Genomic DNA, 16,986 nt, shown 5'->3' with positions numbered 1-16,986 from the left:
TCCTTTGAGGATGTGTTTAAACCACGAAGGGCCCAGGCTTCAAACAAAGCCTGGACCCCTCATGGCGAGTCTTGGCTTATAGCGTGCTGAACAGTGGAAATATCCCCATCAGCAAGGCCGCCACCAGTATGCACAGGCAAACCAGCACCGCCCACTTCAAGGTGAACCGCTGATGGTCACCGAATTCGATACCGGCCAGGGCCACCAACAGGTAGGTCGATGGTACCAGCGGGCTCAGCAAGTGGACGGGCTGACCGACGATCGAGGCACGTGCCATTTCTACCGCGGTTATACCGTAATGACTGGCGGCTTCAGCAAGCACTGGCAACACGCCGTAATAAAATGCGTCGTTCGACATGAAGAACGTGAACGGCATGCTCACCAGCGCGGTGATCACGGCGAGGTACGGGCCGAGGAAATCCGGGATGACTGCCAGCAGGCTCTTGGACATGGCGTCGACCATGCCGGTGCCCGTCAGGATACCGGTGAAGATACCCGCGGCAAAGATCAACCCGACCACCGCCAACACGCTACCGGCGTGGGCCGCAACGCGGTCCTTCTGCTGTTGCAGGCAAGGATAGTTGACGATCATCGCGATACTGAACGCCACCATGAACAGCACTGGCAGCGGCAACAGGCCGGCGATCAAGGTGCCCATCAGTGCCAGGGTCAGCGCGCCGTTGAACCAGATCAGCTTTGGACGACGGGCGTCCGGGAACTGCGAAACGCTGATTTCGCTGTGGTCGATTTCATCACCGACCAGATGCAATTCACCCAGACGCGCACGCTCGCGTTTACCGTAGACATAGGCAATCGCCAGAATCGCCACCACACCGGCCAGCATCGCCGGAATCATCGGTACGAAGATCGCGGACGGGTCCACATGCAGCGCACTGGCCGCACGAGCGGTCGGACCGCCCCAAGGGGTCATGTTCATCACGCCACCGGCGAGGATGATCAGACCGGCCATGATCCGCGGGCTCATGCCGATGCGGCTGTAGAGCGGCAGCATGGCGGCCACGCAGATCATGTAAGTGGTGGCGCCATCACCGTCCATGGACACGATCAGCGCCAGCACGGCGGTACCGACCGACACCTTCAACGGGTCGCCCTTGACCAGTTTGAGGATCTTGCGCACGGCCGGGTCAAACAAGCCGGAGTCGATCATCAGGGCGAAGTAAAGGATGGCGAACATCAGCATCACGCCGGTCGGCGCAAGCTTGGTGATGCCTTCGAGCATCATCGGGCCGATCTTCGGCGAGAAACCGCCGAACAGGGCGAAGATGATCGGGATGATAATCAGGGCAATCAGCGCGGACAGGCGCTTGGTCATGATCAGGAACATGAACGTGATGACCATGGCAAAGCCAAGGAAAGTCAGCATAGGAATACTCCAGGCGTAGCGCGGCTAGGGAATGGGCGAACCGATGAGGTCAGCGCAGAACGGGAAGCACGAAACGTACGGGCGGAGGTGCAGCGAAGAGGCGGATAGGAGCGGACATCAGAATCACCATTGTTGTTGTTAAATGGGCCGGGCGGGCAATGAAACACTCGCGTTGGCCAACCGGTCTGTTGCCGGCAGTGAGGCGATCCTAATCGGGGAAGCTTTCAGCCAGCTTTCGCGGATGAAAGCATTGACCGAATGTACGACCGGTCGTCGGCCGGGTTGAAAGTCTGTAGATGTGGGTCAGGAGCAAGACATTGGCGACCCCATGCAGGATATCGCCCACTGCCATTGCTCGATTTGCCGTCCGGCGAGCCCGAAGAACAACTCTGATCAGAAAACAGACAGGTCCAGCGGCCGGATCGCACCCATCCAGATCGCGTGTTCGGTGTGGTCGAGCAGATCGTTGCCGGTCTCCGGGTGCAGGAACACCACCAACCCCTTGCGATTGAGCGCCAGCCACGGCAATACCTCGCCAAGGTATTGCGGCTCGAAAGCCAATTGGCAGCTCCAGTCCGGGTGCGGGCCAACCAGGCGTTCATGCACGCGGCCCATCTTCAGTGGAAACAATTGTGCGGCCTGCTCACACAAGGCCCGGGCCTGCGGGAGAGTATTGGCGTCGAAATAGACATGGGCGTGGTAGCCCTTGATCTGTTGCATCTGAAACCCCTTTGAACCTGGTCGAACCCACACCGTTCCCCACAGGTCTTACGTTATATAGGCAGGACGTTCGGAGCACAGCCATGAAAAATGCCGAAACCCCGGTAGTGAAGGTAGTGCTTTATGGTGCCATGAGTAGCCTGGGCAGTGCGCTGATGGCGGAAATGCTGCGGCGCCAACATGAAGTGATCGCGATTCTCGATGACCTGACGGCACTCGCGCCACGCCCCGGATTGCGCACCAAGGCCGGCAATCTGTTCGATGCCAAACGGGTCAAGCAAAGCGTGGCCGGCTGTTCGGCGGTGATCTGCCTGCTGGATGCGCCGGGGTTGCCGATGAACAGCGAACACATCGAAAAATCCATCGTGCCTGGCCCGGTCGAGCAGGTGCTGGCAGTGGATGCACTGATTGACGGCATGCAGGCCGCGGGTATCGCGCGGTTGTTTGTGGTGGGTGATTTCGAGGTGCTGGACGATCCGGAGATAGAAGACGAACTGCAACGCCACGCCGCAGAAGAAATCCGCGAGGCACTGCAAAGCAGCCCATTGCACTGGACCCTGGTGAATGCCCCACGCGGCGTACCAGGACTGTCCATCGAGCATTTCAGTCACGTCAGCACGAGCCTGGAACCCGGCCTGGCCGAACCGCTGGAACGGCTGAACCGAGTTGCCGTCGGGATTGCCGATGAGTTATGGCTGAATTTGCATGTCGGTCAGCATGTGAATTTTGTCGCGACTTCGGAACCGTAAAGCCCTCATACCGCAATCGATGGCAAAGGAAGACCATTAAGCGATTGCGCACTGCTGGCCTGTTCCGCCATCAACCAATCCACAAATGTTTGAATCAACGCCCCGCGCCGTTTGCGCTGGGGCAGGACCACGTAATAACCCAGCCTGGAAATCACTGTCTCGGCAATCGGTCGACACAACAGACCTTGCGCCAGCAAGTTATCCACAAGGTGCCGCCAACCGATCGCAACGCCCTGGCCGCCAATCGCCGCTTGAATCAGCAAGGTGTAATTGTCGAAGCGCAGTTGCCCCGGCGCTGGCGCCGACGTGATCCCCAGTTCGCGAAACACGCCGCTCCAGTCGAACCAGTTGCTGCTGTGTTCGCCACGCAGGTGCAACAGCGGAAACTCCAGCAATGACTGAGCCGGCAAGGGCAGGGGACGATCCTTCAAGAGCAGCGGGCTGCACACCGGAAACACTTCTTCACTGAACAACCAATGGCTCTCGCCTTGCTTGAACCGGCCATCGCCGAACAGCACCGCCACATCGATATCAGTGCGCAGCATGTTGTGGCTGCGCTCACTGGTAACCAGGCTGACGTCCACTTGAGGATGGGCGGTATGGAAGCGGTGCAGCCGTGGCATCAGCCAGTACGCGGCGAAGGCGAAGTCGGTGGCCACCTGCAACACTTCGTGTTGCTGCTGTGCACTGATCGCGCTCAATCCGGCGTCGATATTCTGTAAACCGAGCTGAACTTGCTCAAACAGAATCGCGCCAGCCTCGGTCAGTTCGATACCGCGATAAATGCGGTCAAACAATCGTGTAGCGAGCTGCTCCTCCAATCGTTTGATCTGCTGACTGATGGCCGGTTGCGTGGTGCCGAGCTCCACTGCAGCGGCAGTGAAACTGCGCTGGCGGGCCGCGGCTTCAAAGGCGCGCAACAGGTCCAGAGACAAATCACCGAGGGCGTCATACATAAGCTGTGCTTATCCTAGTCATTGCCTGGCGTGGGCTTTACCACAAGTTCCATGGGTTGCATGCTCGATCACAGCACTCTCGCATAAATATCCACTATGGAATGCCGCGATCACATGAAGCGCAAAAATATTCTTTTCATCATGGCCGATCAAATGGCCGCGCCAATGTTGCCGTTCTACGGCCCTTCGCCCATCAAACTGCCGAATCTGAGCCGCCTCGCCGCCGAAGGCGTGGTGTTCGACGCCGCGTACTGCAACAGCCCGCTCTGCGCACCGTCACGTTTCACCCTGGTCAGCGGTCAGTTGCCGAGCAAGATCGGCGCTTACGACAACGCGGCCGATTTCCCCGCCGACGTTCCGACCTATGCCCACTACCTGCGGCGCCTCGGTTACCGCACCGCGCTGTCGGGCAAAATGCACTTCTGCGGTCCGGACCAGTTGCACGGCTATGAAGAACGCCTGACCAGTGACATCTACCCGGCCGACTACGGTTGGGCGGTGAACTGGGACGAGCCGGACGTGCGGCCGACCTGGTACCACAACATGTCGTCGGTGCTGCAAGCCGGGCCCTGCGTGCGCACCAATCAGCTGGATTTCGACGAAGAGGTGGTGTTCAAGGCCCAGCAATACCTGTTCGATCACATCCGCGAGGATGGCGATCAGCCGTTCTGCCTGACCGTGTCGATGACGCACCCACACGACCCGTACACGATTCCCAAGGCGTTCTGGGATCTGTACGACGACGCCGACATCCCTTTGCCGGAAACACCCGCACAGGATGAACTCGATCCTCACTCCCAGCGCCTGCTCAAAGTCTATGACCTGTGGGACAAGCCGCTGCCTGTGGATAAGATTCGCGACGCGCGCCGTGCCTACTTTGGTGCGTGCAGCTATATCGACAGCAACGTCGGCAAACTCCTGCAAACACTCGAGGAAACCGGGCTGATCGATGACACCATCATCGTGTTCTCCGGTGACCACGGCGACATGCTCGGCGAGCGCGGCCTCTGGTACAAGATGCACTGGTACGAAATGGCCGCCCGCGTACCGCTGCTGATCAGTGCGCCGGGGCAATTCGGCGCCGGACGGGTCAGCGCAGCGGTATCCACCGCCGACCTGCTGCCGACCTTTGTGGAACTGGCCGGCGGCTCATTGGAGCCAGGCCTGCCGCTGGACGGCCGCTCGCTGGTTTCACACCTGCAAGGGCAGGGCGGTCACGACGAGGTGTTCGGTGAATACATGGCCGAAGGCACCATCAGCCCGTTGATGATGATTCGTCGCGGCGCCTACAAATTCATCTACAGCGAAGACGACCCTTGCCTGCTCTTCGATGTGCATAACGACCCGCGTGAACAGGAAGAACTCAGCCATTCGCCGCAACATCGTCAGCTGTTCGAGGATTTTCTCGCCGAAGCACGGGCCAAATGGAATATCCCGGCGATCCACCAACAGGTGCTCGCCAGTCAGCGACGCCGGCGTTTCGTCGCCGACGCCCTGACCATCGGCAAGCTGAAGAGTTGGGACCACCAGCCGCTGGTAGATGCCAGTCAGCAGTACATGCGCAACCACATCGACCTCGACGATCTGGAGCGTAAAGCCCGTTATCCACAACCCTGCCAAAACCAATAATGTTAAGGGGACGTCCATGCAAAAGTTATCCACAGTACTGACAGTCGGGCTTCTGGCTCTGGGCAGCACCTCGGCCTACGCCGAGCAAAGCTGCGAAACGGTGAAGATGGCCGACCCTGGCTGGAGCGACATCGCCGCCACCAACGCCATCACCGGGATTCTGCTGGACGGCATGGGCTACAAGGCCAAGGTCGACACGCTGGCGGTGCCGATCACCTTTGGCGGTCTGAAGGATGGCCAGGTGGACGTGTTTCTGGGTAACTGGATGCCGGCGCAGCAAGGCTTCTACGACAAGTTCGTGGCCAACGGCGATGTCACGCAGCTGGCGAAGAACCTCGACGGCACCGAGTTCACCCTGGCGGTCCCGGATTACGTCTGGGACGCGGGTGTGCATAACTTTAACGACCTGAACAAGTACGCCGAGCTACACCCCAAAGAAGTCGACAAGAAGATCTATGGCATCGGTTCCGGTGCCCCGGCGAACATTTCGCTGCAAGAGATCATCAAGAAGAATGACTTCGAGATGGGCCAGTGGAAACTGATCGAGTCCAGCGAGCAGGCGATGCTGGCCGAAGTATCCCGCGCGGTGAAGAAACAGAAGTTCGTGACCTTCCTCGGCTGGACGCCACACCCGATGAACGTGCAGTTGAAAATGCATTATCTGAAGGGTGGCGAGAAGTACTTCGGTGACACCGGCAGTGTTTATACACTGACCCGCAAAGGTTATGCACAGGCCTGCCCGAACGTCGGCAAACTGCTCACCAACCTGAGTTTTACTCAGGAAATGGAGAACAGCATCATGGCCGAAGTGGTGAACAAGAAGGTCAGCAACGCCGACGCGGCCAAGGCGTGGATCAAGGCCAATCCGGTGGTGCTGGATAAATGGCTGGAGGGCGTGAAGACCGTGGACGGCAAGGATGCTCTGCCGGCGGTCAAAGCCAAGTTGTAAGGTTCCCCTGTGGCGAGGGAGCTTGCTCCCTCGCCACAATGATCTGCCCACTACGAGCCAATGCTTTACCCTGACGATTTACCCCGTACCGAGAGGTCCCATGGCCTTCCCCAGCCGCCATTCACTCTTTCCCTTCCTGACCTGGTTGCCCCGGCAAACCCGCGCCAGCGTCGGTCGTGACCTGATCGTCGGCCTGAGCGGTGCGATTCTCGCGTTGCCACAATCCATTGCCTACGCCCTGATCGCCGGCCTCCCACCGGAATATGGCCTGTACGCCGCCATCATCCCGGTGCTGATTGCCTGCCTCTGGGGTTCGTCGTGGCATTTGATCTGCGGCCCTACGGCGGCCATTTCCATCGTCCTGTATGCCAGCGTCAGTCCTCTGGCCGTCCCTGCATCGCAGGACTACGTCACGCTGATCCTGCTTCTGACTTTCCTTGCGGGCATTTTCCAGTGGTTGCTGGGTTTGCTGCGGTTCGGCGCCCTGGTGAATTTCGTCTCTCACTCGGTGGTGCTGGGCTTCACCCTCGGCGCGGCGGTGGTGATTGCCATCGGGCAGCTGCCGAACCTGCTGGGGCTGGATGTGCCCAATCAGGCCACGGCGCTCAACAGCTTGATGATGCTGCTCAATCATCTCGGCGAAGTAGACAAACCCTCGCTGCTGCTGGGCCTGGCCACAGTCGCGGTTGGCATCGTGCTGAAACTGCTGGTGCCGCGCTGGCCGACGCTGTTGATCGCTCTGGCCCTGAGCGGATTGCTGGTGTGGCTGTGGCCAGCGATGTTCGGTCATGTGAAGCTGGTCAGCGCGTTTGTCGGGCGGCTGCCGCCCTTCAGCTCGCTGCCGCTGGATCTGGACCTGATATTGCGCCTGCTGCCCAGTGCGGTGGCGGTCGGCATGCTCGGGCTGGTGACGAGCCTGTCGATTGCCCGCTCCCTGTCGGCCCGCTCGCAGCAGTTGCTCGATGCCAATCAGGAAGTTCGCGCCCAGGGTTTCTCGAACATGGTCGGGGCGTTTTTTTCCGGTTCGCTGTCCGCCGGTTCCTTCACTCGCTCGGGCCTGAGCTACGATGCCGGCGCCTGTTCACCGCTGGCCGGGGTTTTTTCGGCGCTGTGGGTGGCTCTGTTCGCGATCTTCGGTGCGGCATTGATTGCGCACATCCCGATCCCGGCCATGGCTGGCAGCATCCTTTTGATCGCTTGGGGATTGGTGGATCATCGCGGCATCCGTGCCTTGTTGCGGGTCAGCCATGCCGAATTCCTGGTCATGGCGCTGACCTGTGTCGCCACCCTGTTGCTCGAGTTGCAGACGGCGATCTACGCCGGGGTGCTGGCGTCACTGTTCTTCTACCTCAAACGCACCTCACAGCCACGGGTGCAGCACTGGCGCAATGGTGACGAAGACATCCTGAGGGTCGGCGGCTCGATCTTTTTCGGCGCCAGCCATTACCTGCAAGTGCGCCTGCAACGGATGCAAGGCCCGCGAGTGGTGATCGAGGCACAGCAGATCAACTTCATCGACTACTCGGGCGTGGAAATGCTGCACCAGGAAGCACGACGGCTGCTGCGTCAGGATCGCAGCCTGACCCTGCGGCAGGCACGGCCGCAAGTGGTGGAGGAATTGAGGAAGCTGGAAGGCGCGGAGAAATGCCCGATCCGGTTTGAGGACTAAACGCCACTGTTTTGACAAACAGATAACCTGTGGCGAGGGAGCTTGCTCCCTCGCCACAGAACTACAGCGCCAGTTGCCGGCGAAGTTCGGCCAGCACCGGCGCCGTATCCGGGCGCACACCGCGCCACAGATAGAATGCTTCCGCCGCCTGCTCGGCCAACATGCCCAAGCCATCCATCGACACGCCAGCCCCATGTTCACTGGCCCAACGGCAGAACGAGGTTGGGTCCTTGCCGTACATCATGTCGTAGCAAACCGTCTTGCCCGGTTCGATCAAACTGCCGGCAATCGGCGGTACATCGCCGGACAAACTGGCGGATGTGGCGTTGATGATCAGGTCCACCGGCTCGCGCAGCCAGTCGAAACCGCTGGCCGACACCGGCCCCAGATCGGCAAACAATTGCGCCAGCAATTCGGCTTTTTCCACGGTGCGGTTGGCAATGATCACCGACGCCGGTTGCTCCGCCAGCAGCGGCTCCAGCGCGCCGCGCACCGCACCACCGGCCCCCAGCAGCAGGATGCGTTTGCCCGCGAGGCTGAATCCGGCGTTGACCGTCAGGTCCCGCACCAGCCCGGCACCATCGGTGTTGTCGCCCAGCAGACTGCCATCAGCCAGTTTGCTCAGGGTATTCACCGCGCCGGCCCGTTGCGCCCGCTGGGTCAAGCTGTTCGCCAGGCGATAGGCGTCTTCCTTGAACGGCACTGTCACATTCGCCCCACGGCCTTCGCGGAAAAACTCCAACGCACAGCCGGAAAAATCGTCGAGAGGTGCCAGCAAGGTGCTGTAGTCCAATTTCTGCCCGGTCTGCTCGGCGAACAGACGGTGGATCAGCGGCGACTTGCTGTGGCCGATCGGGTTACCGAATACGACATAACGGTCCATCAGAATTCCTCGTTCAGGCCTTGGCCAACCAATCGCGGTCTTGCAGGAAGTATTCGGTCAGGCGTGCTTCTTCACTGCCCGGCTCGGCCTTCCAGTCGTAGGCCCAGCGTACTTGCGGCGGCAGCGACATCAGAATCGACTCGGTACGCCCGCCCGATTGCAGGCCGAACAGCGTGCCGCGGTCATAGACCAGGTTGAATTCAACGTAACGACCACGGCGAAACTCCTGGAACTCACGCTGTTTGGCGCTGAACGCATCATTCTTGCGACGTTGCACGATCGGCAGGTACGCGTCGATGAACGCATCGCCGATGGCGCGCATGAAGGCGAAGCTGGTATCGAAGTCCCACTCGTTCAAGTCATCGAAAAACAGGCCGCCGATGCCCCGTGGCTCATGGCGATGCTTGATGTGGAAGTAGCTGTCGCACCAGGCCTTGTAGCGCGGGTAAACGTCCGGGCCGAACGGCGCGCAGGCCTGTTCGGCGACGCGGTGCCAATGCACGCAATCTTCTTCATTGCCGTAATAAGGGGTCAGGTCGAAGCCTCCACCGAACCACCAGACCGGCTCTTCACCTTCTTTTTCGGCGATGAAAAAGCGCACATTGGCGTGGGACGTCGGCACATGGGGGTTATGCGGGTGAATCACCAACGACACGCCCAAGGCTTCGAAGCCTCGACCGGCCAGTTCCGGCCGATGGGCGCTGGCGGACGGTGGGAGGCCGCTGCCAAACACGTGGGAATAGTTGACGCCGCCCTTTTCGATGACTGCGCCGTTCTCAATCACCCGGGTGCGACCACCGCCGCCGGCAGGCCGGGTCCAGGCGTCTTCGACGAAACGCGCGCCGCCGTCTTCGGCTTCCAGGGCAGCGCAAATACGGTCTTGCAGGTCGAGCAGGTAGGCTTTTACGGCCTCGGTGCGGGTAGTCATGGCATCACCTTGAATCGGGCAAAGCTACGCGGCGCTCCATCAGAGCGGGGGGCCGGCGCAAATGGGTCCGTAGCATAACATCGCAGGCGAGCCTGCCGCAGTTGACGAAGATCAAGCTTGGGAGTTCGATAGGGCGCTTGGCGCTACGACTCTAGAAGCCAAAGACCTAAGGAGAGAGCAGATGGCAAAGCGTATCCAGTTCCGCGTCCATGGCGGCCCCGAAGTGCTCGAATACGTGGATTACCAACCCGCCGAGCCCGGCCCGCAACAGGTACGCGTGACCAACAAGGCCATTGGCCTGAACTTTATCGACACCTATTACCGCAGCGGCCTTTATGCGCCGCCAGCCCTGCCATCGGGCCTGGGCGCCGAAGGCGCGGGCGTGGTCGACGCAGTCGGTAGCGAAGTCACCCGCTTCAAGGTTGGCGATCGCGTGGCTTATGGCAGTGGCCCGTTGGGCGCCTACAGCGACGCGCATGTCTTGCCGGAAGCCAACCTGGTGCACCTGCCGGACGCCATCAGCTTCGAACAAGCCGCCGGCGTGATGCTCAAAGGCCTGACCGTGCAGTACTTGCTGCGTCAGACCTATGAACTCAAGGGTGGCGAAACCATCCTGTTTCACGCCGCGGCCGGCGGCGTCGGATCGCTTGCCTGCCAATGGGCCAAGGCCCTGGGGGTGAAGCTGATCGGCACGGTCAGTTCAGCGGAAAAAGCCGCCCTGGCGAAAGCCAATGGTGCCTGGGCGACCATCGATTACAGCCATGAGAACGTCGCACAACGCGTGCTGGAACTGACTGACGGTAAAAAAGTCCCGGTGGTGTACGACGGTGTAGGCAAAGATACCTGGCTGACATCGCTCGACAGCGTTGCGCCTCGGGGGTTGGTGGTGAGCTTTGGTAATGCTTCAGGCGCAGTAGACGGGGTGAATCTGGGGATTCTCGCGGCCAAGGGTTCGCTGTACGTGACCCGGCCGACGCTGGCGACCTACGCCAACAATGCTGAAAACCTGCAACGCATGGCTGATGAACTGTTCGAGATGATCATCAGCGGCAAGCTGAAGGTGGACATCAGCCAGCGGTATCCACTGGCTGATGCAGCGAAGGCGCAGACTGAGTTGTCGGCGCGCCGTACGACTGGTTCAACGATTCTGTTGCCTTGAGGGCCTCTTCGCGGGCAAGCCTCGCTCCTACAGGATTTGTGTCGTTCACACGATCACGGAACGACATTGATCCCCTGTAGGAGCGAGGCTTGCCCGCGAAGAACGATGACGCGGTCTCAATCCGGGCGCACCACATGCCCCGTCGCCAGATCGCGAATCACACTCGGATTCTTGCGCCCGCCCAGATTGCCACCGAGTACATAATCAACCTGCCCCCGGAAATACTGCTCCACGCGAATCCGCGTCCGTGCCGCCGGTCGGCCCTGAGGGTTCGCCGAGGTCGACACCAGCGGGCCGACCACCGCACACAAGTCCCGCACCAGAGGGTGGTCGCTGACCCGCAACGCCACCGTTTCATGCACACCGGTAATCCACTGGGGCAACAGATTCTGATGCGGCACCAACCAGGTGTTGGGGCCCGGCCAGGTGCTGGCCATGCGGTCCATCCACAACTCCGGGAAGTCTTCGAACAGGAAGTCGAACTGACGAATATTGTCGGCCACCAGAATCAGGCCCTTATCCACAGATCGGCCCTTGATCATCAGCAGACGATCCACCGCCTCTTCGTTCCACGGGTCGCAACCCAGTCCCCAGACGGCTTCCGTTGGGTAGGCAATGACCGCCCCGGCGCGAATTTCTCGTGCGGCTTGTTGCACACGCCAACTGTTAACCATGAAAAAACTCTCCGGAATAAGGCTCTGCGCAGTTTACCGATCTTCCTTATAAAACCTAGTTTACCCGCGCAAACCATCGACCGCTCTCACAGACCGCCCGGCCATCCATCTCCAGCTCCGTCAGCGCTGCCAGCACTTTCGACAAGGCCCAGCCGCTGGTGACCGCCAGGGCTTCGCTGGTATGAGGCGCCGCGTGGAGCAACATGAGCAGTGGATGAGTTACCGTCGTTTGCGGCGTTTCTGTGGATAACGGCAGCCGTTGCCAGCCGCGCAAGGCCTCAAGGATGTGTTCGATGGTTTCCACCAGCACCGCACCGTCGCGGATCAACTGATGGCAACCCTTTGCGCCAGGGTGGTGAATCGAACCTGGAATCGCATACACCTCACGCCCCTGTTCCGCCGCCAGCCTCGCGGTAATCAATGAACCGCTGGCAATACTTGCCTCGACCACCAACACACCAAGGGACAAACCGCTGATGATTCGATTGCGCCGGGGGAAGTTGCCCGGGGAAGGCCCGGCGTCCAGCGGGAACTCCGAAAGTACCGCGCTTCCCGAGGCGATCATGGCGTCCGCCAGTCGTCGATTGCGCTGTGGATAAAAATTTTCAAGTCCAGTGCCAAGCACCCCTACCGTTTGCCCGCCAACGTCCAGAGCCGCCTGATGCGCGGCGGCATCGATGCCCAGGGCCAGACCGCTGGTGATGACAAAACCGGCGCCGGCCAGACTGCGGGAAAACGCACTGGCGGTATCCATGCCCGGTCGCGATGCGCGACGGCTGCCGACCATCGCCAACTGCGGTTTTTCCAGAATGCCCGGATCGCCCGCGACGAATAATAGCGGCGGCGCATCACTGATTTGCGCCAGCAGCGCGGGGTAGTCAGGTTGGTCCCACATCAGTAAATGCTGGCCCGGACGCTCTAGCCAGGCCAATGCGTGGCTGGCGCCATCACGAATTTCACTGCAGCGCCGGGCCTCCGCGCAAGCGAGGGGCAGGCCCAACGCGCGCCAGGCACTGGCGGGTGCGCTGATGGCTTTAGAGGCAGAACCGAAAGCCTCCAGCAACTTCTTGAAACGTGCCGGACCGAGTTCAGGCAAAAGGTGCAGGCGTAAACGGGCTTCCAGTTCCGCAGGGGAAACGGACGTACAGGCAGACAGCGACATGGATCATCCTTGATCGTTATAAGGTCCCGTCGAATCGGGAATAAGCTGTGGATAACTCTGTTGGTAACTTGTGAGCAGGCTTAAGGATTTCGCACCTTGTCCATCACCGCCAAGGAGCGCGATGCGTTGAGCACCAGCCCGTAGCTGAGCTTGTCGTAGGTGCGGAATACCATCAGCAGGCCGGCCCGTTCGTCGGGGATTTTCAAGGGCTGACCGGTGATCCGGTCGCGCACGGTTTCGCCGGTTTTCATCACCACCAGCACATTGCCCTCGGCCAGGCCATCGCGCTGCCCCTTGTTCAGCGTGACGACATCCAGCGCGCCAATCTGGGTGACCCCACGCGGCACATCGATGATCAGGCCATTGATGTCGGTGGTTGGCGCACTGGGCATGAAGGTCGAATTGATCGAGCGCTCTTCGCCGCTGAACAACCGGTCGCCGAGTCGCACCTCTTGAGTGGTGCGTTGCAGGGCCAGGGTGGCGACGTCACCTTCAGTGGCAATGATCTCGCCGCCACCGATGTCGTCGGCGTTGATCCCCAGGAACTCCTTGCTCTGTGGATCGGTGTAGACCTTGCCCTGACGAAAGATGCCGTAGACCGGTTGTGCCGGATCGAAATGGCCACGCGCGAAGATTCGATCGCCGGTGCCGCTGAGTACCCGTTCGGCATCTCCGGCAACGATGTAGGGCGCCTTGTCGAAATCCTCGACCTTGTCGACGATGCGATTGCTCAACAGAAAACTGTTGATCAACTTCAGCGGAATGCTCGGGATGGCGTCGGCCACCGGTGAACTGCGGACTCGTGGCGACAGCTTGATGGTGCCCCGGGAAGCGCCGCGGTTGAGGGTCAGGCGTGGCTGACCGTTGACGTAGACCAGCGACAGCGTATCGCCGGGATAGATGAGATTGGGGTTTTCAATCTGTGGATTGGCTTGCCAAAGCTGCGGCCACTGCCACGGCTCACGCAGGTATTTGCCGGAAATGTCCCAGAGTGTGTCCCCTGCCACCACGGTGTATTGCTGTGGAAAACCTTCCCTGAGTTGCACTTGCCCATGCGCAAAACCGGCCGAGGCCAGAAGGAGCAAGGCGAGTAGTGATTTCCTCATGCGGTGAATCCCTTTATTATGTACGTTCGCGTGAAACGCCAGAGCCCTCGTGGCTCGCCTCCGGCTCATTATTGAAAAGCCGGAAGCTACGTTCACAACGGTAGCCTGCATCTTCGGACTCGCCAGGCCATCGACCCGACTTTACCTCACACGTGCAGCAATTAAGCTTATGGCCATTTTAGACATCCTCGAATTCCCCGATTCGCGCCTGCGCACTATCGCCAAACCAGTGGCCGTAGTGGACGACGAAGTGCGTCAGTTGGTCGATGACATGTTTGAAACAATGTATGAAGCGCCAGGCATCGGCCTCGCCGCTACCCAGGTCAACGTGCACAAACGTATCGTCGTGATGGACCTCTCCGAAGACCGCAGTGAACCGCGGGTGTTCATCAACCCCGAGTTCGAAACCCTGACCGACGAGATGGGTCAGTACCAGGAAGGCTGCCTCTCGGTGCCGGGCTTCTACGAAAACGTCGATCGCCCGCAAAAGGTCAAGATCAAGGCCCTGGACCGCGACGGCCAGCCTTACGAACTGATCGCCGAAGGCTTGCTCGCCGTGTGCATCCAGCATGAATGCGACCACCTCAACGGCAAGTTGTTCGTCGATTACCTGTCCACGCTCAAACGCGACCGGATCAAGAAGAAACTGGAAAAGCTCCACCGCCAGAACGCTTGATGCCCTTCTTTCAAAGGCTTGCCGCGGCAAGCCTTTTTCTTTTCAAGATGCTTTGCAATTGAGAGCTTCCATGACTGAGCCACTGCGCATTGTCTTTGCCGGCACCCCGGAATTCGCCGCCGAACACCTCAAGGCCCTGCTGGGCAGTCCTTACGAGATCGTTGCGGTCTACACCCAACCGGACCGTCCGGCGGGCCGTGGACAGAAGCTGATGCCAAGCCCGGTCAAGCAATTGGCTCTGGAGCACAACATCCCGGTGTTGCAACCGCCAACCCTGCGCAACGAAGACGCTCAGGCGGAACTGGCCGCGCTGAAACCGGATTTGATGGTGGTGGTCGCCTACGGCCTGATCCTGCCGCAAGTGGTGCTGGATATCCCACGCCTGGGTTGCATCAACAGCCACGCCTCCTTGCTGCCACGCTGGCGCGGTGCGGCGCCGATCCAGCGTGCCGTTGAAGCGGGCGACAGCGAAAGCGGCGTGACCGTGATGCGCATGGAAGCCGGCCTCGATACCGGGCCGATGCTGCTCAAGGTCACCACGCCGATCAGCGCCGAAGACACCGGCGGCAGCCTCCACGATCGCCTCGCAGAGATGGGCCCACCGGCCGTGATCCAGGCGATTGCCGGCCTGGCTGCGGGCACACTGGAAGGCGAAGTGCAGGACGACAGCCTCGCCACCTACGCACACAAATTGAACAAGGACGAAGCGCGCATCGACTGGAACCGCCCGGCGGTTGAGCTGGAGCGTCTGGTTCGCGCCTTCAATCCATGGCCGATCTGCCACAGCACGCTGAACGGCGAAGCGCTGAAAGTGTTGGCCGCAAGCCTGGCCGAAGGGCAGGGCGCACCGGGGAAAATCCTCAGCGCCAGCAAGGACGGCTTGATCGTCGCCTGCGGTGAACAGGCGCTGTGCCTGACCCGTCTGCAATTACCCGGCGGCAAGGCACTGAACTTCAGCGACTTGTTCAACAGCCGTCGTGAGAAATTTGCCGTCGGCACCGTCCTCGGTCAAACGGCAGACGCTCAATGAACCCACGTCTGGCCGCCGCCAAGGCACTTGCTGCAGTCCTTAACGGAAAAGCCTCACTCAACAGTTCTCTGCCGACACAAATGGACAAGGTCGAAGACCGCGATCGCGGCTTCACCCAGGACCTGGCGTTCGGCACGGCTCGCTGGCAGCCGCGCTTGTCGGCGTTGGCGGCCAAGCTGCTGCAAAAGCCGTTCAAGGCGGCTGATGCCGATGTCGAGGCGCTGTTGCTGGTGGGGCTTTATCAACTGCTCTATACCCGCGTCCCGGCTCACGCCGCCATCGGCGAAACCGTCGGTTGCGCCGACAAACTGAAAAAGCCGTGGGCTAAAGCCTTGCTCAACGCCGTACTGCGCCGCGCCCAACGGGAAAGCGAAGCGCTGCTGGCCGAGCTGGAACGCGACCCGGTGGTGCGCACCGCCCACCCGCGCTGGCTGCAAAAATCCCTCAAGGCCTTCTGGCCTGAACAATGGGAAGCCATTTGCGCAGCGAACAACGCACACCCGCCGATGATTCTGCGGGTCAATCGTCGTCATCACACTCGCGACGCTTACCTTGGCTTGCTGAGTGACGCTGGCGTAGCCGCCAAGCCCTGCATTTATAGTCGCGACGGCATCATTCTCGATGCTGCTGCCGACGTGCGCAGCCTGCCGGGTTTCGCCGAAGGCTGGATCAGCGTGCAGGACGAAGCCGCTCAATTGGCCGCCGATCTGCTGGACCTCGCGCCGGGCCAACGGGTGCTGGACGCCTGCTGCGCACCGGGCGGCAAGACCTGCCACATCCTTGAGGCCGAGCCCAAACTGGCCGGCGTGGTGGCTGTGGATCTGGAAGCCAAGCGTCTGGTGCGGGTGCGGGAAAACCTCGCACGCCTGGGTCTGAGTGCCGAACTGATCGCCGCCGACGGTCGCGATACCGCCACCTGGTGGGACGGCAAGCCGTTCCAGCGCATTCTGCTCGACGCGCCATGCTCGGCCACCGGGGTGATCCGCCGTCACCCGGATATCAAACTGACCCGCCAACCCGACGACATCGCCGCACTGGCGGTGCTTCAGGGCGAACTGCTCGACGCCATGTGGATAACTCTGGAGGTGGGCGGCATTCTGCTTTACGCCACCTGCTCCACGCTGCCGACCGAAAACACCGAAGTCATCGAAGCGTTCCTCGCCCGCACGCCAGGCGCCCGTGAACTGGACCTCGCCACGGCCGCCGGCATCAAGCAGCCCCATGGTCGCCAGTTGCTGGCCCAGGAAGGCGGCCACGACGGGTTCTACTACGCCAAGCTGATCAAGATTGCCGCCGCGCGCGGTTAACCGGG

Annotated in this window: 16 protein-coding genes; 8 read left to right on the top strand and 8 right to left on the bottom strand. The window is 60.7% G+C overall.

Annotated features, from left to right (window positions below; genetic code table 11):
* Nucleotides 1-76 precede the first annotated feature (76 nt).
* Both AC07VO_RS23280 and AC07VO_RS23275 read right to left on the bottom strand, forming a co-directional pair.
* The gene (locus AC07VO_RS23280; RefSeq protein ID WP_018927294.1) at nt 77-1,384 is read right to left on the bottom strand and encodes a CitMHS family transporter; all 1,308 of its coding nucleotides are present in this window, start codon (nt 1,382-1,384) and stop codon (nt 77-79) included.
* Between the two features lie 393 nt (nt 1,385-1,777).
* Nucleotides 1,778-2,104 (bottom strand): DOPA 4,5-dioxygenase family protein, encoded by a 327-nt coding sequence (locus AC07VO_RS23275; RefSeq protein ID WP_019580317.1) that lies wholly within the window; start codon nt 2,102-2,104, stop codon nt 1,778-1,780.
* A gap of 83 nt (nt 2,105-2,187) precedes the next feature.
* Between AC07VO_RS23275 and AC07VO_RS23270 the strand changes: the two genes are divergently transcribed.
* Nucleotides 2,188-2,853, top strand: coding sequence for an NAD(P)-dependent oxidoreductase (locus tag AC07VO_RS23270; RefSeq protein ID WP_018927296.1), 666 nt, complete (start codon nt 2,188-2,190; stop codon nt 2,851-2,853).
* A 5-nt stretch (nt 2,854-2,858) separates the two neighbouring features.
* On the opposite strand, the gene AC07VO_RS23265 is transcribed toward AC07VO_RS23270, so the two are convergent.
* Complete coding sequence (locus AC07VO_RS23265; protein WP_018927297.1) at nt 2,859-3,809, bottom strand: choline sulfate utilization transcriptional regulator; 951 nt, start codon at nt 3,807-3,809, stop codon at nt 2,859-2,861.
* 114 nt (nt 3,810-3,923) lie between these two features.
* On the opposite strand from AC07VO_RS23265, the gene betC reads away from it, so the two are divergent.
* The 3 genes from betC (at nt 3,924) to AC07VO_RS23250 (ending at nt 8,056) form a co-directional block, all read left to right on the top strand.
* On the top strand, nt 3,924-5,438 hold the full coding sequence (gene betC / locus AC07VO_RS23260; RefSeq protein WP_064615656.1) for a choline-sulfatase: 1,515 nt from the start codon (nt 3,924-3,926) through the stop codon (nt 5,436-5,438).
* 16 nt (nt 5,439-5,454) lie between these two features.
* Complete coding sequence (choX, locus tag AC07VO_RS23255; RefSeq protein WP_192351649.1) at nt 5,455-6,387, top strand: choline ABC transporter substrate-binding protein; 933 nt, start codon at nt 5,455-5,457, stop codon at nt 6,385-6,387.
* A 100-nt stretch (nt 6,388-6,487) separates the two neighbouring features.
* Nucleotides 6,488-8,056 (top strand): SulP family inorganic anion transporter, encoded by a 1,569-nt coding sequence (locus AC07VO_RS23250; protein WP_086945250.1) that lies wholly within the window; start codon nt 6,488-6,490, stop codon nt 8,054-8,056.
* Nucleotides 8,057-8,117: 61 nt separating this feature from the next.
* Here AC07VO_RS23250 and aroE read toward each other — a convergent pair whose 3' ends face one another.
* Nucleotides 8,118-8,939, bottom strand: coding sequence for a shikimate dehydrogenase (aroE, locus tag AC07VO_RS23245; protein ID WP_018927301.1), 822 nt, complete (start codon nt 8,937-8,939; stop codon nt 8,118-8,120).
* Nucleotides 8,940-8,952: 13 nt separating this feature from the next.
* A complete protein-coding gene (gene hemF, locus AC07VO_RS23240) occupies nt 8,953-9,867 on the bottom strand; it encodes an oxygen-dependent coproporphyrinogen oxidase (protein WP_086945249.1) in 915 nt (304 codons plus the stop codon).
* A 181-nt stretch (nt 9,868-10,048) separates the two neighbouring features.
* On the opposite strand from hemF, the gene AC07VO_RS23235 reads away from it, so the two are divergent.
* Complete coding sequence (locus AC07VO_RS23235; RefSeq protein ID WP_086945248.1) at nt 10,049-11,026, top strand: NADPH:quinone reductase; 978 nt, start codon at nt 10,049-10,051, stop codon at nt 11,024-11,026.
* Between the two features lie 116 nt (nt 11,027-11,142).
* On the opposite strand, the gene tsaC is transcribed toward AC07VO_RS23235, so the two are convergent.
* From tsaC to AC07VO_RS23220, 3 genes are all read right to left on the bottom strand, one after another.
* Complete coding sequence (tsaC, locus tag AC07VO_RS23230; RefSeq protein WP_018927304.1) at nt 11,143-11,700, bottom strand: L-threonylcarbamoyladenylate synthase type 1 TsaC; 558 nt, start codon at nt 11,698-11,700, stop codon at nt 11,143-11,145.
* Nucleotides 11,701-11,755: 55 nt separating this feature from the next.
* Nucleotides 11,756-12,862, bottom strand: a complete 1,107-nt coding sequence (gene dprA, locus AC07VO_RS23225) for a DNA-processing protein DprA (protein ID WP_018927305.1) — start codon at nt 12,860-12,862, stop codon at nt 11,756-11,758.
* Between the two features lie 80 nt (nt 12,863-12,942).
* Nucleotides 12,943-13,968, bottom strand: a complete 1,026-nt coding sequence (locus AC07VO_RS23220) for a LysM peptidoglycan-binding domain-containing protein (RefSeq protein ID WP_086945247.1) — start codon at nt 13,966-13,968, stop codon at nt 12,943-12,945.
* 169 nt (nt 13,969-14,137) lie between these two features.
* On the opposite strand from AC07VO_RS23220, the gene def reads away from it, so the two are divergent.
* From def to rsmB, 3 genes are all read left to right on the top strand, one after another.
* Entirely contained in the window at nt 14,138-14,644 is a 507-nt protein-coding gene (gene def / locus AC07VO_RS23215) for a peptide deformylase (RefSeq protein WP_007941507.1), read from the top strand.
* A gap of 70 nt (nt 14,645-14,714) precedes the next feature.
* Entirely contained in the window at nt 14,715-15,674 is a 960-nt protein-coding gene (fmt, locus tag AC07VO_RS23210) for a methionyl-tRNA formyltransferase (protein WP_018927307.1), read from the top strand.
* Entirely contained in the window at nt 15,671-16,981 is a 1,311-nt protein-coding gene (gene rsmB / locus AC07VO_RS23205; RefSeq protein WP_019580328.1) for a 16S rRNA (cytosine(967)-C(5))-methyltransferase RsmB, read from the top strand. Before fmt ends, rsmB begins: the two co-directional genes overlap by 4 nt.
* Nucleotides 16,982-16,986: the final 5 nt, after the last annotated feature.

Source organism: Pseudomonas sp. GW821-FHT03E01 (assembly GCF_059420765.1).
The sequence above is the reverse complement of the archived record's forward strand: the minus strand, read 5'-3'. Positions and strand labels throughout refer to the sequence as shown.

Excerpts from the sequence above, each read along its gene's own strand:
- dprA (WP_018927305.1), bottom strand. The coding sequence starts at position 12,862 with ATGTCGCTGTCTGCCTGTACGTCCGTTTCCCCTGCGGAACTGGAAGCC.
- fmt (WP_018927307.1), top strand. The coding sequence starts at position 14,715 with ATGACTGAGCCACTGCGCATTGTCTTTGCCGGCACCCCGGAATTCGCC.
- AC07VO_RS23275 (WP_019580317.1), bottom strand. The coding sequence starts at position 2,104 with ATGCAACAGATCAAGGGCTACCACGCCCATGTCTATTTCGACGCCAAT.
- aroE (WP_018927301.1), bottom strand. The coding sequence starts at position 8,939 with ATGGACCGTTATGTCGTATTCGGTAACCCGATCGGCCACAGCAAGTCG.
- choX (WP_192351649.1), top strand. The coding sequence starts at position 5,455 with ATGCAAAAGTTATCCACAGTACTGACAGTCGGGCTTCTGGCTCTGGGC.
- rsmB (WP_019580328.1), top strand. The coding sequence starts at position 15,671 with ATGAACCCACGTCTGGCCGCCGCCAAGGCACTTGCTGCAGTCCTTAAC.
- AC07VO_RS23280 (WP_018927294.1), bottom strand. The coding sequence starts at position 1,384 with ATGCTGACTTTCCTTGGCTTTGCCATGGTCATCACGTTCATGTTCCTG.
- hemF (WP_086945249.1), bottom strand. The coding sequence starts at position 9,867 with ATGACTACCCGCACCGAGGCCGTAAAAGCCTACCTGCTCGACCTGCAA.
- AC07VO_RS23270 (WP_018927296.1), top strand. The coding sequence starts at position 2,188 with ATGAAAAATGCCGAAACCCCGGTAGTGAAGGTAGTGCTTTATGGTGCC.
- AC07VO_RS23265 (WP_018927297.1), bottom strand. The coding sequence starts at position 3,809 with ATGTATGACGCCCTCGGTGATTTGTCTCTGGACCTGTTGCGCGCCTTT.
- AC07VO_RS23250 (WP_086945250.1), top strand. The coding sequence starts at position 6,488 with ATGGCCTTCCCCAGCCGCCATTCACTCTTTCCCTTCCTGACCTGGTTG.
- tsaC (WP_018927304.1), bottom strand. The coding sequence starts at position 11,700 with ATGGTTAACAGTTGGCGTGTGCAACAAGCCGCACGAGAAATTCGCGCC.
- def (WP_007941507.1), top strand. The coding sequence starts at position 14,138 with ATGGCCATTTTAGACATCCTCGAATTCCCCGATTCGCGCCTGCGCACT.
- betC (WP_064615656.1), top strand. The coding sequence starts at position 3,924 with ATGAAGCGCAAAAATATTCTTTTCATCATGGCCGATCAAATGGCCGCG.
- AC07VO_RS23235 (WP_086945248.1), top strand. The coding sequence starts at position 10,049 with ATGGCAAAGCGTATCCAGTTCCGCGTCCATGGCGGCCCCGAAGTGCTC.
- AC07VO_RS23220 (WP_086945247.1), bottom strand. The coding sequence starts at position 13,968 with ATGAGGAAATCACTACTCGCCTTGCTCCTTCTGGCCTCGGCCGGTTTT.